Origin of the sequence: Pseudomonas sp. YH-1 (genome assembly GCF_051990045.1) — a bacterium.
Classification (GTDB): Bacteria; Pseudomonadota; Gammaproteobacteria; order Pseudomonadales; family Pseudomonadaceae; genus Pseudomonas; species Pseudomonas nicosulfuronedens.
Genome location: NZ_CP178184.1, coordinates 420628 through 442619, shown reverse-complemented (window position 1 = coordinate 442619; position 21992 = coordinate 420628). Strand labels below are relative to the sequence as shown.

Sequence of the window (21992 nt, the reverse complement as noted above, 5' to 3'; positions counted from 1 at the left end):
CAGGCTGCCGCGCTCGCGTTGCTGCGCCCAGTGCTGCGCGCTCACGCGGCGCTCCGCAGGCGGCGCCAGAGAATGGCCGGCGAGCGCCAGAGCATGCCGAAGAACAGCCGGGCGTGCATGGAAGAGATCAGCGCGTTGTCATGGAACAGGCGGAAGTGCGAGAGGCCGTCCAGCGGGTAGTGCACCCGTGTTGGCAGCCACTGCATCGGCTGGTTGCGCCAGGCCAGGCGCACGAGGATTTCCGGGTCGAAGTCCATGCGTTTGCCCAGCTTCGCGCTGTCGATCAATGCCAGTGTCGGTGCGAGCGGGTAGACGCGGAAGCCGCACATGCCGTCGCGGATCGACAGCGACAGGCTGTTGATCCACACCCAGACGTGGGTCAGGTAGCGCGCGTAGAGACGGCCTTTGGGCACGCTCTCATCGTACTGCGGGTAGCCGCAGATCAGTGCGTCGGGGTGCTGGTGTGAGGCGTCGAGGAAGCGCTGCACGTCGGTCAGGTCATGCTGGCCGTCGGCATCCACCTGTAGCGCATGGGAATAGCCCAGGCGCGCAGCCTCGCGCAGGCCGGCCATCACTGCACCGCCCTTGCCCTGGTTCACGCTCAGGCGCACCAGATACGTATCGTGGCCTTCGGCGAGTTGGTCCATGACCACGGCGCATGCGCGGCTGGAGGCATCGTCTACCAGCACGCAGGGGAGTCCGGCGGCGCGCAGTTCGGCGACGACTTTGGGCAGCGCGTGCTCGTGGTTGTACACCGGGATCACCGCGCACGGACGGACGCTCATTGGCCGGCACCCAGCAGGATGCGCCCGGAGGAGCAGGCCGCTTCGCCGCGGGTAAAGGCGAAATACAGCTTGCCGCGCCCGGCATCCCAGCGCAGCGACAACAGGCAGCGATCACCCGGCCGCAGCAGTTGCTGGAACTTCAGCACTTCCATGCCGCCGAAACGCGGCGGCAGGTCGAATACCAGGCGGCCCAGTTGCTGCGCCCATTGCACCTGCACCACGCCGGGCAGCACGGGGGCCTTGGGGAAGTGGCCGGGGAAATAGGCAAGGTCCAGGGGAATTTCCAGCTGGAAGTGCTGCTCGCCGTCCACCGCATTGTGGGTCAGTACGTCGGGCTCACGGCTGCGTGGCGCGTGCAGCAGTTCATCCACCAGGCTTTGCGGCAGCTTGCCCTGGGCGTTGCCCGGCAGGCGCCGCAGCAGGCGCCAGCGGCGTGGCAGGGCGAGGGCTTCGCAGTGGCCTGCCAGGTGTTCGCGCAGGCGCTGGGTCAGTGCGCGTCGACCGCCGTTGCGCAGCGCGTGCAGGCCGGCGTCGCTCAGGGCGACCAGTGCGCCGAGGCTGGCGCGGTTTTCCTGCACGACGCCCAGGCGTGCTTCGCTGACGAAGGGGTGCTGCATCAGCGCCTGCTCCAGTTGCGGCAGGGAGATGCGTTTCTCTTCCAGTTTGACGATGCGATCCAGCCGGCCGAGCAGCTCGAAGCGGCCGTCGGCGCAGAGGCGCGCAGCGTCGGCGGTCTGTTCGGATTCACCGGGCGGCAGGTAGGTCGACTCGATGCGCAGCGCGCCGTGCTCGTCCTGGCTCAGCGTGACGCCTTCGAATGGCTGCCACAGCTGCCCGCCCTGGCGCCAGGCGATACCACCGGTCTCGGAGCTGCCGTAGATTTCGGTGGGGGCCTGGCCGAGGCGCTCATGCAACTGCTCGCCGGCTTCGGTCGGCAACGGTCCACCGGAAGAGAACACTCGAACTACCGGGCGTAGCGCCGGCCAGTCGAGGTTGTCGCCCATGCGCTTGAGCAGCGCGGGGCTGCCGACCCAGGCGAAGCGTGGCTGATCCAGGCTGTGGCGTTGCAGGTCTTCGGGAAAGGCGATCTGCCGGCGCAGGAAGGCGCGGCCGGCGGAGAGTGGCCAGAGTACGCGGAACAACAGGCCGTAGATGTGTTGTGCGGCGACGCTGCCGAGGACGCGAGCGTCGCCCAGTTCCGTCCCCCAGAGGTTTTCCAGCACCTGCACTTCGTTGCTCAACTGGCGCAGGGTCTTGCCGATCAGCTTGGGCTCGCCGGTGGACCCGGAGGTACTCAGTACCAGGCGGCAGGCGTCGAGATCGAGCTCAGTGGGGATGACGGCCGGACCGTCCAGTTCGGTCAGCAGCAGGTCGCCGGGCTGGTCACCGATCCAGGCGTCGATCTGCGCGGCCAGCCGTTCGCGGCTGTGGGCGAGGTTGTCGGCTGGCAGCACCGCTTCGGCACCGGCGAGCCAGGCGGCGTAGAGGGCGATGGCCAGTTCGCCGGCATCCTCCAGATGGATCGCCACGCGCTGGGTGTTGCGCTGGCACAAGGCGCCGGCGACCGCGCAAACGCGCTGCACGAAGTCACCGGCCGACAGCGCAGGCTCCAATGCCAGCGGGCGCTCGGCAGGCAGGTCCGGCAGCAGCCGGGCGAGGGATATCGGTTTCATCCTTGACCTCTGACCCGTTGCCGCACCAGCCACTCGACGGCGAACAGCACGCCCATCAGCAGGTAGGAAATCAGGCCGTTGTACAGCGTCCACCAGGCCAGCGGCGCCCACAGGGTGAGGGCCGCGGCGATCAGGCCGTTGCCCAGGAAGAACAGCACCCAGACCTGGGTCACCCGGCGGGTGTAACGCACGGCATGGGGCGGTAGATCGGGTTCGTGCAGGCGCGCCAGGCGCTCCACCAGCGGCGGGCCGAACTTCAGGCTCAGGGCGAACAGGCCGAGCAGGCCGGCGCTGACCAGTACCGGGTACCAGCGCAGCAGGTGTGGCTCGTTGCACAGCCAGAGCACGATGCAGAATGCCACGGCGGCCAGCGCCATCCAGCGTTGTCCGGGGCGTTGGCCGCTTCCCAGGCTGCGGGCGAACCACAGTCCGCCCAGGAGCAGGGCGAAGAATTTCGGCGACAGGTGATCGATGCCGAAGTAGATCGCGAACGGGTAGAGCAGCCCGGCCAGCAGCAGGCCGAGCCCGACCAGGCGTGTCATGGGTTGGCCAGGCGATAGACCGCTTCGACCACGTCGCCGACGGTGCGCACCGACTTGAACTCCTCGGCGGCGATCTTCTTGCCGGTGTGGCGCTTGAGGTGGTCGATCAGGTCGACGGCGTCGATGCTGTCGATCTCCAGGTCCTCGTACAGGTTGGCGTCGAGGCTGATCTGCTGCGGCTCGAGTTCGAACAACTCGACGAGGGCGTCGCGCAGGGTGTTGTAAATGTCCTCACGGGTTTGCATGGTCGGCGATCTCAGGCGGCTTTCTGGGCAGTCACGAAGGCCGCCAGGTTCGCCACGTTGGCGAAGTGCTGGCGGGTGTCCTTGGCATCGGCGTCGATCTTGATGACGTAGCGTTTCTGGATCGCCAGGCCCAGTTCCAGGGCATCCACCGAGTCCAGGCCGAGGCCGTCGCCGAACAGCGCGTCTTCGGCGCCGATGTCATCAGGGCCGATGTCTTCGAGGCCGAGGGCGTCGATGATCAGCTGTTTAATCTCCAGTTGCAGATCGCTCATCTCTTGCGAGCTCCTTGGTGAAATGCTGGTGCAGGAAGGCATTGAGCCGGCGCGAGGCGGCCGGGGCCGGGCCCTGGCTGGCGAACTCGCGCGGATCGATGTCATCGCCCACGCGCAAGCGGAAATGCACGCGGCGAGCGGGAATGCTGTACCAGGGCTCAGCCTTGGTCAGGGTGGTCGGGGTGACGGTGATGGTCACCGGGGTGATTGCGCTGGCACCGCGCAGGGCGATCGATGCCGCACCGCGGTGGAACTCGGGCGCCTTGCCTGGCGTGGTGCGGGTGCCCTCGGGGAAAACGATCAGGGTCTGGCCCTGCTGCAGGGCCGCCACGGCGGCATCGAACATGTCCATGCTGCCGTTGTTGCTGATGTACTGAGCCGCTGTCACCGGGCCGCGGGTGAAGGGATTGGCGAACAGACTCTGCTTGACCACGCAGTTGGCGTTGCGGATCAGGCCGATGAGAAACACCACGTCGATCAGCGAGGGGTGGTTGGCGATCACCATCTGCCCTGGCCGTCCCAGACGCTCGATGCCTTCCACTTCGTAGGTGAGCACGCCGCTGCGCTGCATGATCTGCACGAACAGCCAGAACAGCCGGCTGACTGTCTGGCGTGCCCGGGTACGGCGGCGAATGGTGTCGCCGGGCAGCAACGCCAGCAGGGGGAACACCAGTACCCGCAGCAGCAGGCCGCCGACACCGAAAATGGCGAAGCAAAGGCCGGTGGCGAACAGGCGCCACAGCCAAGCGTCGGTGCGCTTGCTCAGTGGTTGCGTTGCCAGGTCCATAGACGCTTCTTCCAGGGGTGATGGATCAGGCTGGCGGGCTCGATCAGCGCGCGCACCAGGTTCAGTGCATTGGGTAATGGCGGCGCGCTCAATGGCGCGTCGTTGTCCGAAAGGCTCAGGCTCCAGTCGCAGCCGCGCTTGAGGCGCAGGGCCACGGCATGGGGAAAAGGCACATCGTCGACCCACGGCGCGTAGAGCTCGGGTGGTGTCTCTTCCGCCGCGACGACCAGGACTTCCGTAGCACCCTCGGCCAGCAGGGCGGCAGCTTCCAGCAAACCATGCTCAAAGCCGTCCCGTTCACCGGCAATCGCCGTCATTTCGCTGGTGTCCTGCCGCAGGATCGACCACAGGCCGATCACCGCGTTGTGCACGGAAAGGCTGAACTGGGTCGGGGACAATGGTTGTTCGACGGCCAACTCGCGCAGCAGTTCCAGGCTGCGGCCGGTTTCGCCGTGGCGGGAGACGAAGATCAGCGGCATCGGCGGCCGCCCGTCGGCCAGGGGCCAGGCGACACTGAAGACCATGCGCGCCAGAGGACTCAGGCGGCGGCGCTGCAGGGCGGGGAGAAAGGCGACATCCGGCTGCCCGGTGGTGTCAGGCATGCGCTCTTCGCGGGTCCACTGTTGCCAGTCGGCGGTCGTGGACAGGCCCGGGGCCCAGGCGCTCCACTGGTCGATATCGAATTGAATCACGCTGCGAGCTCTTGTGGGCCCTTGGGGGCGTTCCTGTCGGCAAATGAGTCTTCCCTGGTCCACCAAGGGCTTCGTCGACACGTGCCATGGCGCAATGCTGGCATTATCCCGGTCGTTCTGAGGTCAGGCAAACTTTTGCTTACAAAGGCTGGGCAAGGTTCTCAATTTACCGTCGTGCCTGTTACGAAGCTTGGGGGAATCGCCGGAAGCCGCCGAGCGGTCGTCTGGCGAAGGATGCTCGCCCTTGTCATGGGCTTTGCATAGAATCCATCGGCACTCGATTGGTTCCTGGAGGGACGGCTCATGCGGCGTGTGGTGTTCAATCAGAAAGGCGGGGTCGGCAAGTCCAGCATCGCCTGCAACCTGGCGGCAGTGAGCGCGGCGGAGGGCTATCGCACCTTGCTGGTGGACCTGGATGCACAGGCCAACTCCACGCATTACCTGACCGGTCTGACCGGCGAGGACCTGCCGGTGGGCATCGCCGACTTCTTCAAGCAGACGTTGTCGTCCGGGCCTTTCAGCCGCAAGGGCAAGGTGGATATCTACGAGACGCCCTTCGACAACCTGCACATCGTCACCGCCAGCCCGGAGTTGGCGGACCTGCAGCCCAAGCTCGAGCAGAAGCACAAGATCAACAAGCTGCGCAAACTGCTGGACGAGCTCTCCGAAGACTACGACCGAATCTACCTGGATACGCCGCCGGCGCTGAATTTCTACACGGTTTCCGCGCTGATCGCGGCAGATCGCTGCCTGATCCCCTTCGACTGCGACAGTTTCTCCCGCCAGGCGCTGTACGGCCTGCTGCAGGAAATCGAAGAGCTGAAGGAAGACCACAACGAAGAGCTGGAAGTCGAAGGCATCGTGGTCAATCAGTTCCAGCCGCGCGCGACCCTGCCGCAGCAACTGCTGGATGAGCTGGTGGAGGAGGAATTGCCGGTGCTACCGGTGTACCTGATGAGCTCGGTGAAGATGCGCGAGTCCCACCAGGCCTGCACCCCGCTGATCTTTCTCGAGCCGCGGCACAAGCTGACCCAGCAGTTCGTCGAATTGCACAACCTGCTGGAAGCCTGAGCGATTACTGGCTGATCAGCACATCGCAGGGCGGCCGGCGCAGGAAATAGCGCGTCGAGCTGCCCAGCATGGCCTGCTCGATGGCGCCGCGGCTGCGACTGCCGAGCACCAGCAGGTCCGGCGTCCATTCCCGCAATGCCGTCTCCAGCGCCTGCTGGGGCGTTCCCTGCTGCACCGCGCAAAGCAATTGCGGCCCTGTAACCGGCACTTGCGTGCGCTCATCCTGCAGCGCCTGGCGCAAAAGTTCGCGCTGGGTTTCCAGATGGCTGTCGGCGCGATCGGCCTTCTTGCCCGGCTGGTAGGCGTTGAGCGCCAGCAGTTCGGCGTCGGGCGTGAGTAGCCGGTAACCAGCGCGCCAGGCCTGGCAGGAGCAGTGCGACAGGTCCAGCCCGGAAAGCGCCTTGGCATAAGGTCTGGCGGCTTCGTCCACGGCCAGCAGGATCGGCGCGCGGCAATGCCGGGCGATGCGCTCCAAGGTGGTGCCGTCGAAGCGCTCCAGCAGTTGCTGATGGTGCGCGCCAATCACCAGCAGGTCCGCGTTCAGTTCCTGAACCGTATCGGTCACGGTATTGGCCGCGCGCCCCTGGCGGATCACCAGTTGGTAGTCGGTGATGTCACTGGCGCGGGCCGCATCGCGCAATGCCACCTCAGCGGCTTCGCGCACCGTGGCCATCATGCGGTCCGGGAAGAATTCCTCGATGACGTGCAGCAGCGTGACACGGGCGCCGTGCTGGCGGGCCAGCTGGGCGGCGCGGCGCACGGCGATATCCGCCTCGACGCTGAGGTCGTGGGCGACGAGCAGGTTCTGGTACATGGTGGATTCCCTCTGGTGGCGCTTCCACTGTCGCGCCACGTAGGAAAATTCACCTTGATACAGGGCAATGGCCGGCTTCAGCGGCTACGCAGCTGATAGATGGCGTGGCTTTCAGCAACGACATTGCCCTCTTCGTCCTTGAGTTGCAGGTCGAGAACGAACTCGGACTTGCCGTGATGCGTGGCTTCCTCGCCGATGCGCTGGATTTCCTCCTCGCTGAGCTGCGCCTCGACCGTCACGTCGCTGGCGGCGGGCCGCAGGAAACGCAGGCCGGCTTCCTTGACGATGGGGTAGAAGCGCCGGGCGTCGAAGCTGGTCAGCATGAGCACACCGCCGGGCATCTCGGCCACGGTGAACAGCGCTCCGGCGTACATGTTGCGGATGTGGTTCTCATTGCCCTTGAGCGGCATGCGCAGGCGCACGTGGCCCGGTTCCAGCACCTCGGCCTTGAGGCCGGTGCGCTTGACGAAGGCGATGTGTTCTTCGGTGAGCTGGCGGATGAAGTCTTCGGGGTAGGAAGGCATGGCGTGCTCCGTTGGCTTTTTGCCCAAGCCTAGCCGCCCCGCGCGGCCTGGCAATGACCGCACCGATTGACCGAAACGCTCGCCGTCAGATGCCCTGGCGGGACAGCCAATCCAGCAACTGCGGCAGCGGCATCGCACCGCTCTGGCGCGCCACTTCCTGGCCGTTGCGTAGCAGTATCAGGCTGGGAATCGAGCGAATGCCCAGGCGCGTGGAGAGGTTCGGGTTGGCATCGCTGTCCAGTTTGGCGAAGCGCACCTTGCCCGACAGCCGTGCGGCGGCCTGCTCGAACACCGGCGCAAAGCCCTTGCACGGCCCGCACCAGTCGGCCCAGACGTCCACCAGCAATGGCAAGTCGCCCTTGGCCTGGGCGGCGAAGCCAGCCTCGTCGAGGTCGAACGGCGCATCCAGCACGATCGGCGACTGGCAGCGCCCGCAACTGGGCGAATCGCCCAGGCGCGCGGCGGGCACGCGGTTGAGGCCGTTGCAGTGGGGGCAGGGAATGATCAGGGGATCGGACATGATGGGGCTCCAGAGGCGGTGAGGAGCTAGGTGGTGGTAGGAAGGCAGAATATCAATGGGAGGGCTGGTGAGAATGACCATGAAAGTTAAGTTTCAGGTGGTCATCGAGGTGTTCCCTAGGCCTGTGAGACCTTGGGGGGCTTAGTTCATACGGGCTCTTGTTGTTCTTTGGCTGGGGGCGAATTAGATAAGAACATCCTGGATTTTGTGGGCCGCAGTTAGAAGGGTTAAGTTGTTTTTTCAGCAGGGCGGTGAGTCAGGTTTCGGGTGCGGAAATAGAGGGATAAGTTATCTTTCCTAATTGATGTGGATGGATATTCGGAATATTCCTTAATTGATTTTTCCTGTTTCCATGCTCGCCGGGAGAATATCTCATTCTACCCGCCAGGTTGAGCTCATACGCTGAGTTTGCTCGCGCTGTCGAGCGGAAAACTTTGACTGGCTCCTTAATGCTAGAGGGTAAAATGAAAACTATTATTTCGTCGTTCCTTTCCGCGATCATTGTTCTCTCCGGTGTCGCTGCACTGTCCATGTCCTCGGCCGCTTCGGCCGCCTCCAAGGAAACAACGGGAGCCCACAAGTGTAAATACCATCCTCAGTTGTGTAAGGGCGGTAAGTAATATTCAGGTAAGTTGTATTGCCCGGCATGCTATCTGCTAGCAATTACTGTATCTCGCATCAACTCTCCAACTGAGCTTATCTGCTCGACGGTGATAACTATCGGCAGCCGGCTGCCATGCAATTGTCGCGTCGAGCGTTCAGACGAGTTCTCCCGTTCGTTGCAGGGGGTGGATGCATTGCAAGATGATCACGGGCAATGCCTTGGGGCGCATCGAGCGTATCAGGAACCAGATAAAACGGCCGCCGGGGGAGTGCCGGCGGCTGCAGGTTCACACCCGGAAATGACTCACTAGCGTCTGCAACTGTCCGCCCAGGCGCGCCAGTTCGACGCTGGAAGCGGCGACTTCTTCGTTGGCCGAGGCGGTCTGTTCCGACACATCACGCACATTGACCACGCTGCGGCTGATTTCCTCGGCGACGGCGCTCTGTTCTTCGGCGGCGGTGGCGATCTGCTGGTTCATTGCCTGGATGTTGGAGACGGTGCGGGTGATCTCGCCGAGCGATTCGCCGGCCTGGCGGCTGAGGGCGACACTGCTGGCGGTGAGCTCGCGGCTGCCGAGCATGACGCTGGAGACCTGGCGAGTGCCGCTTTGCAGGCCGGCGACCAGGGCTTCGATCTCTTCGGTGGATTGCTGGGTGCGCTGGGCCAGGCCGCGCACTTCGTCGGCAACCACGGCGAATCCTCGCCCGGCCTCGCCCGCGCGGGCAGCTTCGATGGCTGCGTTGAGGGCCAGCAGGTTGGTCTGTTCTGCGACTGATATGATCACGTCCATGACCTTGCCGATTTTCTCGCTCTCCTGCTCCAGGCGCTGCATGGCTTCGGCGGAGCGCTCGACCTCGATGGCCAGGCGTTCGATCTGCTCGACGGCCTTGTTCACCACGCGGTCGCCGTCCTGGGCCTGGTGGTCGGCGGCGGAGGCGGCCTGGGAGGCCTGTTCGGCGTTGCGCGCGACTTCCTGCACGGTGGCGGACATCTCGTGCATGGCGGTGGCGACCTGGTCGGTCTCGACCTTCTGGGTGTTGGCGCCGGCGCTGGTCTGCTCGGTGACGGCAGAGAGTTCCTCGGCGGCGCTGGCGATCTGGGTGACGCCATCGCGGATGCCGCCGATCAGCTCGCGCAGGCTCTGACTCATGCGCTGCATGCTCTGCTGCAGGCGGCCGAGTTCGTCACGGCGGCTGACCTGGATGCTCTGCGACAGGTCACCGGCAGCGATGCGGTCGACCACCGCCATGGTGTCGTGCAGCGGACGGGTGATCTGGCGAGTGATGATCAGCGCAGCGATGCTGCCCAACACCAGTGCGAGCAGGGTGACCAGGGTCTGCAGACTGCGAGCTTTGGCGCTCTCGACGTCGCGGCGATCGAGCTGCAACTGGTAGAGATTTTCGCTGATCTTGACGATGTCTTGTCCCTGGGCGGTCATTTCCTTGCGCGCCTGGACGATCGCGGCCATGTGCTGGCGCAGGGTCTGCACGGCGTCGCGGTAGGTGCGCAGGGCGGTACCGAGTTGCTGAACGTATTGCGCTTCGGCGACACCGAGCACGCTTTCCAGGGCCGGCAGGCCGGCGATGCTTTCATCGAGCTGGCGGGTCACGCCGTCACCGTTGCTGGTGAGGGCGGTGGCGAGGTAGTCGCGCACGTCGTAGCGCGCTTGCAGCAGGTCCTCGCGGGTGCCGGTAATGGCCTGGAAGCGGGTGGCGCGCTCTTCGTCGGCCGGCGCCTTGAGGATGTCCTGCTGGATCTGCGCGGTCAGCTCATTGGCGCGGGCGGCATTGTCCTGCAGGGCGCGGCGGGTGATGCCGGCACTCTGGTAGCCGGCGCGCATGGCGGCCAGGGACTTCTCGTAGTCGGCGATGATGCCGCCGAGCTGGTCGAGCATGCGCACGTTCTCGGGGCTGACGAAGGACGCGCGCAGTTTCTGCTGCTGGGCCTTGAAGTCGGCCAGGGTGCTCATGACGTTGGCGGCTTCCTGCTCGGCGCCGTCGGCGATCATGTACTGCAGGCGGGTGATGCGCAGCTTGGTGAGGCGCGAGTTCAGCTCGGTGATGTCGCTCATCCAGTTGCTGCGGTCGATCAGCGAGCCCAGGCCGACCCAGCTGACGATGGCGAGGATGGCGGTGAAGGCGAGCACCAGGCCGAAGCCCAGGGCCAACTTGAGGTTGACGCTCAAGTCGGAAATCCAGCGGTTCATTGACGATCTCCAGGAAAGGTTGTGTGAAGTCAGGCCGTTCGGAGATTGTTCTTGTTGGGGGCCAGGCGGGCGGACCGCGCCAAGACCCTATCGGCAGGTCGGGGCAGAACCGTATGGTCACGGGCGAAAAAGTTATCCACCGGCCCGCGCCGGAGGCGGGTCGGAAGACAAGGAGCGGGGGAAAGGCGGACGAAATCCCTGTTCGCTGGCGTGTCGTGCGGTGCGGTTACGCGCTGGCTGTCGGCGCTGGGCGGGATTGTACGGAATCGTCCGATGCTGCGCCCGGAAATGATGGCAAAGAGATATTGCGGGCGCCCGCACGAGGCCCTTGGGGACTCGTGCGAGGCGAGTTGGGTCAGGCCTTGGCCGCGTCCAGCGCCTGGGTGAGGTCAGCGAGGATATCGTCGATGTGCTCGATGCCGATGGACAGGCGCACCATGTCACGCGGCACGCCGGCCTTCTGCAGTTCCTCGTCGTTGAGTTGGCGGTGCGTGGTGGAAGCCGGGTGGCAGGCCAGGGACTTGGCGTCGCCGATGTTCACCAGGCGCACCACCAGCTTGAGTGCGTCGATGAAGCGTGCGCCGGCTTCCTGCCCGCCCTTGATGCCGAACGAGAGGATCGACGCTGGCTTGCCGCCCATGTAGCGCAACGCCAGTTCCTGCTCGGGGTGATCGGCAAGGCCTGCGTATTTCACCCAGCTGACTTGGGGGTGGTCCTGCAGGTACTGGGCGACTTTCACCGCGTTCTCGCAGTGGCGCTCCATGCGCAGGGCGAGGGTTTCCAGGCCCTGCAGGATGAGGAAGGCATTGAACGGCGAAAGTGCGGCACCGGTGTTGCGCAGCGGCACGACGCGGCAGCGGCCGATGAAGGCGGCGGGGCCGAAGGCTTCGGTATAGGTGACGCCGTGGTAGGACGGGTCAGGCGTGTTGAGCAGCGGGAAGCGCTCTTTGTTGTCGGCCCAGGGGAATTTGCCGGAGTCGACGACGATGCCGCCGATGCTGGTGCCGTGGCCGCCGATGTACTTGGTCAGCGAGTGCACGACGATGTCCGCGCCGTGTTCGAACGGGCGGCAGAGGATCGGCGTGGCGACGGTGTTGTCGACGATCAGTGGCACGCCGTGGCGGTGCGCGGCATCGGCCAGGGCCTGGAGATCGACGATGTTGCCCGCCGGGTTGCCGATGGATTCGCAGAAGACCGCCTTGGTGCGCTCGTCGATCAGCGCTTCGAGGGCGGCGATGTCATCGTGCGGCGCGAAGCGGGTCTGGATGCCGAAGCGCGGCAGTGTATGGGCGAACAGGTTGTAGGTGCCGCCGTAGAGCTTGGCTACCGAGACGATGTTGTCGCCGGCCTCGGCGACGGTCTGGATGGCGTAGGTGATGGCGGCCATGCCGGAAGCCACGGCCAGCGCCGCGACGCCGCCTTCCAGGGCGGCCACGCGCTCCTCGAGCACCGCGTTGGTGGGGTTCATGATGCGCGTGTAGATGTTGCCGGCAACTTTCAGGTCGAACAGGTCAGCACCGTGCTGGGTGTCGTCGAAGGCGTAGGAGCTGGTCTGGTAGATTGGCACGGCCACGGCCTTGGTGGTCGGGTCGGGGCTGTAGCCGGCGTGGATGGCCAGGGTTTCCGGTTTCATTGTTCGAGCGTCCTTGTGGCAGAAAGCCCCGAGGATGCGAGCGGCGCCCGGCCCTGGTCAATGACCGGGAGCAATGTGGCCGGGGCGCCGCTAGATCGCTTTTCGCTGAGCTTATAACCGGCTCAGGACGAGCAACTGATCTCCAGGTGCTTGCCCCAGTCCGGCGGGCGACGGGTGAAGGCTTCGGCATCCGGGTGCTCTTCGAAGGGCCGGCTGAGCACTTCATGCAGGCGGCGCACGACGCTGTAGTCGCCTTGTTCGGCAGCCGTGATGGCTTCCTGGGCGAGGTAATTGCGCAGCATGTAGAGCGGGTTGACGGCGTGCATGCGGGCGCGTCGCTCGTCCTGGCCGCCGCCTTCACGCTCAACGCGGGCCCGGTAGTCGGCGGCCCAGGCGTCGAAGCCGGCGAGGTCGACGAAGTCTTCCCGGACCATGGCCAGCGCCTGCTCGGGTGCCTGGTCGCCGAGGCGTCGGAAGAACAGCGAATAGTCCACTGCGCCTTTCTGCATGGATTGCAGCAGGCGCTGCACCAGTTCCAGGTCTCCGTCTTCGGCGGTGGTGAGGCCAAGTCTGCGGCGCATCCGGTCCAGGTAGTGCGCCTGGTAGAGCGCCAGGAAGAGGTCCAGGGTGGCGCGCAGGTCGTCCACTTCGACGAAGGGCGTCAGCGCCTGGCCAAGGGCGGCGAGGTTCCAGTGGGCGATGGGCACCTGGTTGCTGAAGGAGTAGCGGCCGGTGTCGTCGGAGTGGTTGCAGATGTGGTTGGCGTCGAAGTCGTCGAGGAAGGCGTAGGGGCCGTAGTCGAAGGTGATGCCGAGGATCGACATGTTGTCGGTGTTCATTACACCGTGGCAGAAGCCGTAGGCCTGCCAGAGGGCGATCATCTCGGCGTTGCGCTCGACGACTTCGCGGAAGAACGCGAGGTAAGGCTTCTCGTCGCCCAGGCACTGCGGGTAATACGACTGGAGAACGAACTCGCCGAGGGTGCGCAGCTGTTCTTCCTGCTGGGTGTAGTAGAAGTACTCGAAGTGGCCGAAGCGCACGTGGCTGGGCGCTAGGCGCAACAGCATGGCGCCAGTTTCCCTGGACTCGCGCCACACCGTGGTGCTGGAACCGGTCACGCACAGTGCGCGACTGCTGGGAATGCCCAGGGCGGTGAGGTATTCGCTGGCGAGGAATTCACGGATCGACGAGCGCAGCACCGCGCGGCCATCGCCCATGCGCGAATAGGGGGTCTGTCCGGCACCCTTGAGGTGCAGATCCCAGTGTTCTCCGGCGTCGTTGACCACTTCGCCCAGCAACAGGCCGCGGCCGTCGCCCAGGCGTGGGTTGTAGGAGCCGAACTGGTGCCCGGAATAGACCATCGCGCGCGGATCGGCTTCTTCCCAGAGCTTGTGGCCGGCAAAGATTTCCGCGAACAGCGGGTTGTCTGCCTCGCTCGCGTCGAGGTCGAGCAGGGCCATGGCGGCGGGGCTGGCGACGACCAGGCGTGGGTCGGCGATGGGATCGGGCAGGACCTGGGTGGAAAACACGTCGCCCAGGCGGGCGAAGCGGTTATCGAAGGTCAGTTCGTCGAGCTTTTTCACACGCATCTCCGGGACAAGTCCGAGCATTGTGCTCGGACTTGTCCGAAGGCGTCCACCCTTAGGCCTTGTCGCCGGCGGGCTTCTCGTTCTGCGTTGCGGGCAGCTTCACCGGTGTGGCGGTGGGTTGCTGCTGGCCAACGATGACCTGGGCTTCCTGGCCCTGGAAGTTCTTCAGGAACACGTCGACCTGGTTGAAGGCCATGTCGATGCCAGCCTCGCGGAAGGCCAGGGCAATGCGGGTGAGGGTTTCGTCCACCGCCGGGTTGCGGTCGCCCAGTTCGCGCACATGGAAGCGCAGTTCGTAGTCGAAGGTGCTGGCGCTGATGGTGGTGAAGTACAGCACCGGCTCCGGGTCGCGCAGGATGCGGGTGTTGGCATGGGCGGCGTCGAGCATGATCTTGCGCGCCAGCGGCAGGTCGCTCTCGTAGGCCAGGCCGATCTTGATGGTGACGCGCGTGACGGTATCGCTCAGCGACCAGTTCACCAGTTGGCCGGTGATGAAGGTCTGGTTGGGGACGATGATTTCCTTGCGGTCGAAGTCGGTGATGGTGGTGGCGCGGATGCGAATCCGGCTGACGGTGCCGGACAGCGTGCCGATGGTCACCACGTCGCCGATCCGTACCGGGCGCTCGAAGAGGATGATCAGGCCGGAGACGAAGTTGGAGAAGATCGCCTGCAGGCCGAAGCCCAGGCCAACCGACAGCGCGGCCACCAGCCATTGCAGCTTGTCCCAGCTCACCCCGAGGGTGGACAGCGCGCTGACGAAGCCGATGCCGCTGATGGTGTAGGACAGCAGGGTGGTGATGGCGTAGGCGCTGCCCTGGGCCAGGGTCAGGCGTTGCAGCACCAGAACTTCCAGCAGGCCGGGCAGGTTGCGCGCCAGGGCCACGGTCACGGCGGCGATCACCAGTGCCATGAGGAAGTCACTGAGGCTGATCGGCGTGGTGGACGCCGCGTCGCCGGTGCCACTGGTGTACTGGTAGAGGGTCACGTTGTCGAGGTAGGAGACGACGCTGATCAGGTCGGCCCAGACCCAGTACAGGGTGACCACGAATCCGATCAGCAGGCCCAGGCGGATCAGGCGCATGGACTGGTCGTTGATCTGCTCGATACCCAGGGTCGGCTCTTCGACCACCTCGGTGCCCTCGATGCCTTCCTTGGGGGTGTTCTGGCGCTTCGACAGCGCGCGCTGGTAGGCCAGGCGGCGGGCGGCGACACCCATGCCGCGGACGAAGGTGGCTTCCACCACCATCCAGAACATCAGCAGGAACAGGGTATCGATCAGTCGATCGGTGAGCTTGAGCGCGGTGTAGTAGTAGCCGAAGCCCACGGCCAGGAATAGCGCTACCGGCAGGGCGGTGAAGCCCAGGCCGACGATCATCTTGATCATCGACGGGCGTTCGCTGGACGGGCTCTTGAACAGCAGTTGGGCGAGCAGCCAGGTCATGGCGCCGTAGCCGAACAGCACCACGGCAATGCCGATCACGTCATCAGCCAGGGAGGCCGGCGCGTGTTCGGCGACGGTGACCACGGCGACCAGCGACATCACCACCAGGCCCAGTCGGCGCATCAGCTTGCCGAGGAACAGCACCTGCGGCTGGCTCCAGTGGAAGTGCCGCTCGGCGATGCCGCCCGGACGCAGGATGCGGTGCGCGGTGTAGAACACCAGCCAGACCTGCGCCATCTCCAGCAGCGCGCTGCCCAGGGTAGCGTTCTGCCCGCGGGCGTCGAGCAGCAGCGCGAGGCCGGCGATGGCCAGCGCCAGGGTGCCGGGCAGTGCCAGCAGTACGGCGAGCAGCAGGGCCAGTGGGGTGTGGGCTTGGCTGTCGCGCTTGAAGTGACCGATGTCGTCGTTCAGCGACTCCAGCTTGTCGTAGAGGAACTTGCGCTTCCACAAGAGCCCGGCGACCAGCAGGAGCAGCGGCAGGAACAGGAAGGGCCGGTCGATCAGGCCTTCGAACAGCTCCTTCACCCCCGAGCCCCAGGGCACTTCGGCCAGTTGGTGGTGCAGCAGGGTCGGGGTCATCTTGAACCACGACAGATCCAGCGGGCGGTTGCTGGGAATCCAGAACATCTGCTCGTCAAGGGTGGCGCGCAGGCTGTCGCTGGTTTCCTTGAGCTGCTTCTGGTTCAGCTGCAGGGTGATGGCTTCGTTGAGGAGCGCGTTCAGCTCGTGGTTGAGGCGCTCCATCAGTTCCAGGCGGGTGTCCACCAGTTCGCCGAGGTCATGGCGCAGTTGCGGGGTGACGCTTTCCTGCGATTGCTGGGCCAGCAGGTTGTCGATGTAGACTTGGGTGTTGTTGATCTCGTCGCGCTTCTGGTTCAGCTCGAACTGGTACAGACGCAGGTCGGCGATCTCGTCGGCGAGGTCCTGGTCGGTCTTGATGACCGGCAGCGACTGCTTCTGTTGGTAGAGGATTTTCGACAGCAGCAGGCTGCCGCGCAGCACATTGATCTGTTCGTCCAGGGCCTGCTCGCCCTGGGTCAGGTTATCCAGCTGCTGCTTGGCTTCCAGGTTGCGCCGGGTGAGGGTGTTGAGGCGATCGGTGGTGCGCAGCAGGTAGTCGGAGAGCTTGAGGTTGGCTGCGCTCTGCTGACTCAGCAGGCTGTCGGTGCCGGCGGCCTGGCTGCTGTCCTTGGATAGTTCGGCGACAGTCTTCTCCGACTGTTCGCGGCGCTTGTCGCTGATCATCGCCTGCAGTTCGAGGGTCTCGCGTTCCTCGCGGCCGATGCGCTCGGCCAGCAGGTCGCGCTGGCTGGAGGCGAGGTCCAGCAGCAGGTTGTTGCCCGCCAATTGCTTGCGCAGCAATTGGTTCTGCGCCGTGAGCGAAGCCTGTTCAGCCAGCAGCTCGTTGCGGCGCTCCTCGGCGAGCGGCTTCGAGCCTTCCTTGCCAGCCTTGAGCGTGGTGTTGATATCCAGCAGACGCGTCTGGTTCTTGCTCAGGTCAGCCTGGGCGCGCTCGGGGCGGGTCTGCGCGGTGAGGATCTCGCTCTTGGCGTCGACCATGTCCTTTTGCCAGGCTGCAAGCTGGGTGGACTGCTCGTTGAGGAGCATTTCCAGCTGGGTGGCGCTGTAGCTGCCGTAGCGCTGGCTGGCCGGTTTTTCGCTGGTGGCCTTGAGGCGGGTGAGGGCCTTCTGGTTCTCGTTGATCAGCTTGGGCGCGTCGGCCAGCTTGCCGTTCAGTTCCTCCAGCTGCTTCTCGCTGTCAGCCTTGCTGGCCAGCAACTTGAGGGTGTTTTCCAGGCTGGCCTTGATCGGCTTGGCCTCGGCGTCGGCCAGCTTGCGGTCGGCCAGGCCGTCGAGGCTCTGCTGCACCTTCTCGGCGCTCGGCACGGTGGATTCGGCGGCCAGCGCGGGCAGGCCGGTGAGCGAGCCGGCCAGGAGGACGGCGGTCAGAAGGGTACGCAGCAGGAATGACATGGTCGCGTTCAGCGGCTCGTGCAAAAAAGTGGAGTGAGGGTAGTGCTGGCAGGCCGGCACCCGCAAGCGGGTGCCGGTGGGCGGTCAGAGGAACAGACCGGGGCCGGGACGGCCTTCCGGGAATTTGACCCCGACCTTGCGGATCTTGTTCCCGTCCAGCGCGGCCACGGTCCAGGTCAGGCCGTTCCATTCCACCTGGTCGCCGATGATCGCCTGGCCGCCAATTTCGTGGGCGATGAAACGGCCCAGATTCTGTTCGCCGTCCACGCCTTCGAGCTTCAGGCCATAGAGCGACGCCACGGCGGAAAGCTGCGCGTCACCTTCGAGGACGAAGTCGCCGAAGAAGCGTGCGCTCAGGCCGCGATCCGGCGCCTGGCTGAACAGCTTGCCCAGCGCCGAGAGGTCATGCTCGTGGCCGATCACACAGAGGATGTCGTCGGCCTCGAGGATGGTACTGCCGGACGGGTGCAGGAGCTGGGTACCGCGGAACAGCGCGGCGATACGGGTGCCCTCGGGCATCTTCAGCTCGCGCAGGGCGGCGCCGATGCACCACTTTTCCTTGCTGAGGTGGTAGACGAACAGCTCCCACTCGCTGGTGGGGTGGACTTCCAGGCCGGCGCGGGAGATCGGCGCCGGGTCCGGCGGCACCACCACGCGCAGCAGCTTGGCGGCCCAGGGCAGGCTGGTGCCCTGCACCAGCAGCGAGACCAGCACGATGAAGAAAGCCACGTTGAAGAACAGCTGGGCGTTGGGCAGCCCGGCCATCAGCGGGAACACCGCCAGAATGATCGGCACCGCGCCGCGCAGGCCCACCCAGGCGATGAAAGCCTTCTCGCGGCCATGGAAGGCGCGGAACGGGAACAGGCCGACCAGCACCGACAGCGGGCGGGCGAAGAGGATCATCCACAGCGCCAGGCCGAGGGCGGGCAGGGCGATTGGCCACAGGTCATGGGGCGTGACCAGCAGGCCCAGTACCAGGAACATGCCGATCTGCGCCAGCCAGGCCATGCCGTCGAGCATGTGCATGATGCCGTGGCGCGAGCGGATCGGCTGATTGCCCAGCACCAGGCCGCACAGGTAGATGGCGAGGATGCCGCTGCCGTGCACCGCGTTGGCCAGGGCAAAGATCAGCAGGCCGCCGCTGATTGCCAGCAGCGGGTAGAGGCCGTTGGCCAGGTGGATGCGGTTGATCACCTGCAGCAGCAGCCAGCCGCCGGCGAGGCCCAGCACCGAGCCGATGCCGAATTCGCGGAGGAAGTGCCAGAGGAAGCTCCAGGACAGGCCGCTCTCGCCATGGGCAAGCATGTCGATCAGGGTGACGGTGAGGAACACCGCCATGGGGTCGTTACTGCCCGATTCGATTTCCAGAGTCGCGGTAACCCGCTCGTTCAGGCCCTTGCCGCCCAGCAGCGAGAACACTGCTGCGGCATCCGTGGAGCCGACGATGGCGCCGATCAGCAGGCCTTCCATCCAGCTCAGCTTGAACAGCCAGGCGGCGGCAATGCCGGTGAGCCCGGCGGTGATCAGCACCCCGGCGGTGGCCAGTGACAGGGCCGGCCAGAGTGCCACGCGGAAGCTCGACACCCGTGTGCGCAAACCGCCGTCCAGCAGGATCACCGCCAGCGCCAGGTTGCCCACCAGGTAGGCCATGGGGTAGTTGGAGAAGCCGATGCCTCCGGGACCGTCGGTGCCGGCGATCATGCCCACGGCAAGGAAGATGACCAGGATCGGGATGCCCAGGCGCGAAGACAGCGAACTGACCAGGATGCTCATGCCGATCAGCACCGCAGCGATCAGGAAATAGCTGTTGATGGCCACGGCATCCAAGGTGTCGACCTCCTGGGGAATGGGGGAGTGGCGACGCTACTCAAGGATCAGGATGCAGGCCGCATGCCAATCGATTCTAACCTGCGGATTTACAAGGCTGTCAAAGGTTTGTTGAGGTCCGCTCGGCGGTGGTTTCGGGCCAGGCCCCGCTGGTGGCCCAGGTGGGCACCAGGCTGGGCGAAGTCACTTGGGTGGGCGCCCAGGCAACGGCCTCCTCAAGCGGCAGCCGGACGGAGTCGAGGCAGGCCTGACGGTCACGCTGCAAGGTGGTGCGGGCCTTGCCGACCTCACCGGCGATGTTCGTCTCGCCGCTGATCGCGCGGACCTGCGTGTGCCACAGGTGGCGAGCGGAGCTGCCGGCTACGCCGCAACTGCCCAGCGGGTCGTAGTAGGAGGAGCCGAACTGGGCGTAGCCCGCATTGACCAGGGCATTGAAGTAGCGGCCCTGCGCGGTGATCGACTTGCCATCGCCGCCGCGCAGGACCTCGAGCCCGTTGCTCATCGCCGTATCGATGCTCTTCAGGTAATCGTCGACGTGCCGGACGGCCTCGTCATTGGCTTCGGTGAAGATGGGGGTGGAACTGAGGGACGCGTTCTGGCTGCGCTGCGAGTTGCCCTCGGGCAGGGCGTCGGCCGGGCCGGTGTTGAACAGGGCGAGCACACAACCCAGCGCTACCGTGATGGCAAGCAGGGGCAGCCAATGCAGGCAGCGGCGTGAAGCGTTGGCGAGGAAGGTGGGGTAGGCGGCCATGGTCATGAAGGTGAAAAGTTGCGCGGGCGCCATTCAACGGCAAACGCCCCCGACTTCGCTGTCGGCCTGGTCAGCTGTTGCTGTCTGAATATTCCTTCAATTCAATCGGTGTCCTGCAGCATTGCTGCCAGGGCCCACGTTTCCACGGGCATAAAAAAGCCCCGGACGTGACCGGGGCACAAGGGGCATGCGGGGGCCTAGAACCAGGCGTCCTGCATGGTGGAACAGGTGTCGTCGCGAGCTTCGAGCAGCGTCAGGTCATGGTGGCAGGACGGCACTTCCCAGGTCAGGAAGTAGCGCGCGGCCTGCAGCTTGCCGCGGTAGAAGTCGGTATCGGTGGCATCGCCGCGCGCCAGGCCTTCTTCGGCACGAATGGCCTGCTCCAGCCAGCGCCAGCCGATTACGGCATGGCCGAAGACCTTCAGGTACAGCGCCGAGTTGGCCAGGCCCTGGGCCACGCGCCCCTGCATCAGGTCGCCGAGCAGGCTCAGGGTGGTCGCGGACAGGCGTGCCATCAGCTGCTCCAGCGGCTCGCGCAGCTTGTCCAGCGAGGCGTGCGCCTGGGCGCGCTCGCAGGTCTGGTTGATCAGGCGGGTCAGCTGCTTGAGGCCGGCGCCGTTGTTTTGCGCCAGCTTGCGGCCCAGCAGGTCCAGCGACTGGATGCCGTGGGTGCCTTCGTGGATCGGGTTCAGGCGGTTGTCGCGGTAGTACTGCTCCACCGGGTATTCGCGGGTGTAGCCGTGGCCGCCGAGGATCTGGATCGCCAGTTCGTTGGCCTTCAGGCAGAACTCCGAGGGCCAGGATTTGACGATCGGGGTCAGCAGGTCCAGCAGCTCGTGGGCCTGCTTGCGTTCTTCTTCGGTCGCCAGCGTCTCGCAGTCGTCCACCAGTCGTGAGGCATACAGGCCGAGATCGAAGGCGCCCTCGACATAGGCCTTCTGGGTCAGCAGCATGCGCTTGACGTCGGTGTGCTGGACGATGGACACCGGCGCGGAGGTCGGGTCCTTGGCGTCCACCGGGCGGCCCTGCGGGCGTTCGCGGGCGTACTCCAGCGAGTACAGGTAGCCGGCGTAGCCGAGCATGATGGCGCCCATGCCGACGCCGATGCGTGCCTCGTTCATCATCTGGAACATGTAGGCCAGGCCGTGGTGCGGCTTGCCGACCAGGTAGCCGACGCACTCGCCCTTGTCGCCGAAGTTCAGCGCGGTGGACGTGGTGCCGCGCCAGCCCATCTTGTGGAACAGGCCGGCCAGGGTCACGTCGTTGCGCGCGCCGAGGGAGCCGTCTTCGTTGACCAGGAACTTGGGCACGATGAACAGGCTGATGCCTTTTACGCCGGGTGGGGCGTCCGGCAGCTTGGCCAGCACCATGTGCACGATGTTGTCCGACAGCGGGTGGTCGCCGCCGGAGATGAAGATCTTGTTGCCCTTGATCCGGTAGCTGCCGTCGGCGGCCGGCTCCGCGCGGGTGCGGATGTCGGCCAGGGACGAGCCGGCGTGCGGCTCGGTGAGCGCCATGGTGCCGAAGAAGCGCGCCTCGATCATCGGCTGCAGGAACAGGCGTTTCTGCTCGTCGCTGCCGAAGGTCTCGATCAGGTGGCTGGCGCCCATGCTCAGCATCGGGTACGACGAGGTGGCGATGTTGGCCGACTGGAAGTGCGCAAAGCAGGCGCGCGACAGCAGGTGCGGCAGCTGCATGCCGCCCTGTTCGAAGCTGCGCGAGGCGTTCTGGAAGCCGGCCTCATTGAAGGCGTCCACCGCCGGCTTCACTTCCGGGATGAGTACCGCGCCGCCATCGACGTACTGCGGTTCGTTCTCGTCGTTCTTGCGGTTGTGCGGGGCGAACAGCTCCTCGGCGATGCCGCGGGCGGTGCCCAGGGCGGCGTCGAAGGTCTCGCGGTTGTGGTCGGCGAAGCGTTCGCGCTGGGTCAGGGCCTCGGCGTCGAGCACTTCGTAGAGTTCGAAAGCGAGGTTGCGGGAGCTGAGCAGGGTCTCGGACATGGATCGACCTCCGTGGGAATCGCCGCAGTCTAGTCTGGTGAA

18 protein-coding genes are annotated in these 21992 nt (G+C 65.4%); 1 reads left to right on the top strand and 17 read right to left on the bottom strand.

Annotation, left to right across the window (positions count from 1 at the left end; all coding sequences use genetic code 11):
* Positions 1-41: 41 nt before the first annotated feature.
* The 7 genes from ACKI1H_RS02025 to ACKI1H_RS01995 are packed head-to-tail and all read right to left on the bottom strand — an operon-like array spanning position 42 to position 4996.
* Entirely contained in the window at positions 42-785 is a 744-nt protein-coding gene (locus ACKI1H_RS02025; RefSeq protein WP_440467530.1) for a glycosyltransferase family 2 protein, read from the bottom strand.
* A complete protein-coding gene (locus ACKI1H_RS02020; RefSeq protein ID WP_440467529.1) occupies positions 782-2458 on the bottom strand; it encodes an AMP-binding protein in 1677 nt (558 codons plus the stop codon). The genes ACKI1H_RS02025 and ACKI1H_RS02020 overlap by 4 nt, the downstream gene beginning before the upstream one ends.
* Entirely contained in the window at positions 2455-3000 is a 546-nt protein-coding gene (locus ACKI1H_RS02015) for a hypothetical protein (protein WP_138523475.1), read from the bottom strand. Before ACKI1H_RS02015 ends, ACKI1H_RS02020 begins: the two co-directional genes overlap by 4 nt.
* On the bottom strand, positions 2997-3245 hold the full coding sequence (locus ACKI1H_RS02010) for an acyl carrier protein (RefSeq protein WP_138523473.1): 249 nt from the start codon (positions 3243-3245) through the stop codon (positions 2997-2999). The genes ACKI1H_RS02015 and ACKI1H_RS02010 overlap by 4 nt, the downstream gene beginning before the upstream one ends.
* Before the next feature lie 11 nt (positions 3246-3256).
* Positions 3257-3517 carry a phosphopantetheine-binding protein gene (locus ACKI1H_RS02005; protein WP_440467528.1) on the bottom strand — a complete coding sequence of 87 codons (261 nt, stop codon included), beginning with the start codon at positions 3515-3517 and terminating at the stop codon, positions 3257-3259.
* Positions 3492-4304 carry a lysophospholipid acyltransferase family protein gene (locus ACKI1H_RS02000; RefSeq protein WP_440467527.1) on the bottom strand — a complete coding sequence of 271 codons (813 nt, stop codon included), beginning with the start codon at positions 4302-4304 and terminating at the stop codon, positions 3492-3494. The genes ACKI1H_RS02005 and ACKI1H_RS02000 overlap by 26 nt, the downstream gene beginning before the upstream one ends.
* Positions 4280-4996 carry a beta-ketoacyl synthase chain length factor gene (locus ACKI1H_RS01995; protein ID WP_440467526.1) on the bottom strand — a complete coding sequence of 239 codons (717 nt, stop codon included), beginning with the start codon at positions 4994-4996 and terminating at the stop codon, positions 4280-4282. Before ACKI1H_RS01995 ends, ACKI1H_RS02000 begins: the two co-directional genes overlap by 25 nt.
* Before the next feature lie 303 nt (positions 4997-5299).
* Here ACKI1H_RS01995 and ACKI1H_RS01990 point away from each other — a divergent pair, with 303 nt between their 5' ends.
* A complete protein-coding gene (locus ACKI1H_RS01990; RefSeq protein ID WP_138523465.1) occupies positions 5300-6067 on the top strand; it encodes a ParA family protein in 768 nt (255 codons plus the stop codon).
* 4 nt (positions 6068-6071) lie between these two features.
* On the opposite strand, the gene ACKI1H_RS01985 is transcribed toward ACKI1H_RS01990, so the two are convergent.
* From ACKI1H_RS01985 to ACKI1H_RS01940, 10 genes are all read right to left on the bottom strand, one after another.
* Positions 6072-6881, bottom strand: coding sequence for a universal stress protein (locus tag ACKI1H_RS01985; RefSeq protein WP_440467525.1), 810 nt, complete (start codon positions 6879-6881; stop codon positions 6072-6074).
* Positions 6882-6958: 77 nt separating this feature from the next.
* Entirely contained in the window at positions 6959-7405 is a 447-nt protein-coding gene (locus tag ACKI1H_RS01980) for a YiiD C-terminal domain-containing protein (RefSeq protein WP_440467524.1), read from the bottom strand.
* Between the two features lie 85 nt (positions 7406-7490).
* Positions 7491-7925, bottom strand: coding sequence for a thioredoxin TrxC (gene trxC / locus ACKI1H_RS01975; protein ID WP_440467523.1), 435 nt, complete (start codon positions 7923-7925; stop codon positions 7491-7493).
* 890 nt (positions 7926-8815) lie between these two features.
* The gene (locus ACKI1H_RS01970) at positions 8816-10600 is read right to left on the bottom strand and encodes a methyl-accepting chemotaxis protein (RefSeq protein ID WP_440468811.1); all 1785 of its coding nucleotides are present in this window, start codon (positions 10598-10600) and stop codon (positions 8816-8818) included.
* 490 nt (positions 10601-11090) lie between these two features.
* Positions 11091-12368 (bottom strand): bifunctional O-acetylhomoserine aminocarboxypropyltransferase/cysteine synthase, encoded by a 1278-nt coding sequence (locus ACKI1H_RS01965; protein ID WP_138523998.1) that lies wholly within the window; start codon positions 12366-12368, stop codon positions 11091-11093.
* A 122-nt stretch (positions 12369-12490) separates the two neighbouring features.
* Positions 12491-13951, bottom strand: coding sequence for a protein adenylyltransferase SelO (selO, locus tag ACKI1H_RS01960; protein ID WP_440467522.1), 1461 nt, complete (start codon positions 13949-13951; stop codon positions 12491-12493).
* Between the two features lie 58 nt (positions 13952-14009).
* A complete protein-coding gene (gene mscK, locus ACKI1H_RS01955; protein WP_440467521.1) occupies positions 14010-17372 on the bottom strand; it encodes a mechanosensitive channel MscK in 3363 nt (1120 codons plus the stop codon).
* A gap of 84 nt (positions 17373-17456) precedes the next feature.
* Positions 17457-19199 (bottom strand): potassium/proton antiporter, encoded by a 1743-nt coding sequence (locus tag ACKI1H_RS01950; protein WP_138524004.1) that lies wholly within the window; start codon positions 19197-19199, stop codon positions 17457-17459.
* Between the two features lie 100 nt (positions 19200-19299).
* The gene (locus tag ACKI1H_RS01945; protein ID WP_440467520.1) at positions 19300-19983 is read right to left on the bottom strand and encodes a hypothetical protein; all 684 of its coding nucleotides are present in this window, start codon (positions 19981-19983) and stop codon (positions 19300-19302) included.
* Positions 19984-20147: 164 nt separating this feature from the next.
* A complete protein-coding gene (locus ACKI1H_RS01940; RefSeq protein WP_440467519.1) occupies positions 20148-21950 on the bottom strand; it encodes an acyl-CoA dehydrogenase in 1803 nt (600 codons plus the stop codon).
* Between the last annotated feature and the right edge of the window lie 42 nt (positions 21951-21992).

What these genes read in the sequence shown, in the direction of transcription:
- ACKI1H_RS02025 (WP_440467530.1), bottom strand. Translation starts at nt 785, where the DNA reads ATGAGCGTCCGTCCGTGCGCGGTGATCCCGGTGTACAACCACGAGCAC.
- ACKI1H_RS02020 (WP_440467529.1), bottom strand. Translation starts at nt 2,458, where the DNA reads ATGAAACCGATATCCCTCGCCCGGCTGCTGCCGGACCTGCCTGCCGAG.
- ACKI1H_RS02015 (WP_138523475.1), bottom strand. Translation starts at nt 3,000, where the DNA reads ATGACACGCCTGGTCGGGCTCGGCCTGCTGCTGGCCGGGCTGCTCTAC.
- ACKI1H_RS02010 (WP_138523473.1), bottom strand. Translation starts at nt 3,245, where the DNA reads ATGCAAACCCGTGAGGACATTTACAACACCCTGCGCGACGCCCTCGTC.
- ACKI1H_RS02005 (WP_440467528.1), bottom strand. Translation starts at nt 3,517, where the DNA reads ATGAGCGATCTGCAACTGGAGATTAAACAGCTGATCATCGACGCCCTC.
- ACKI1H_RS02000 (WP_440467527.1), bottom strand. Translation starts at nt 4,304, where the DNA reads ATGGACCTGGCAACGCAACCACTGAGCAAGCGCACCGACGCTTGGCTG.
- ACKI1H_RS01990 (WP_138523465.1), top strand. Translation starts at nt 5,300, where the DNA reads ATGCGGCGTGTGGTGTTCAATCAGAAAGGCGGGGTCGGCAAGTCCAGC.
- ACKI1H_RS01985 (WP_440467525.1), bottom strand. Translation starts at nt 6,881, where the DNA reads ATGTACCAGAACCTGCTCGTCGCCCACGACCTCAGCGTCGAGGCGGAT.
- ACKI1H_RS01980 (WP_440467524.1), bottom strand. Translation starts at nt 7,405, where the DNA reads ATGCCTTCCTACCCCGAAGACTTCATCCGCCAGCTCACCGAAGAACAC.
- trxC (WP_440467523.1), bottom strand. Translation starts at nt 7,925, where the DNA reads ATGTCCGATCCCCTGATCATTCCCTGCCCCCACTGCAACGGCCTCAAC.
- ACKI1H_RS01970 (WP_440468811.1), bottom strand. Translation starts at nt 10,600, where the DNA reads ATGAGCGACATCACCGAGCTGAACTCGCGCCTCACCAAGCTGCGCATC.
- ACKI1H_RS01965 (WP_138523998.1), bottom strand. Translation starts at nt 12,368, where the DNA reads ATGAAACCGGAAACCCTGGCCATCCACGCCGGCTACAGCCCCGACCCG.
- mscK (WP_440467521.1), bottom strand. Translation starts at nt 17,372, where the DNA reads ATGTCATTCCTGCTGCGTACCCTTCTGACCGCCGTCCTCCTGGCCGGC.
- ACKI1H_RS01945 (WP_440467520.1), bottom strand. Translation starts at nt 19,983, where the DNA reads ATGGCGCCCGCGCAACTTTTCACCTTCATGACCATGGCCGCCTACCCC.
- ACKI1H_RS01940 (WP_440467519.1), bottom strand. Translation starts at nt 21,950, where the DNA reads ATGTCCGAGACCCTGCTCAGCTCCCGCAACCTCGCTTTCGAACTCTAC.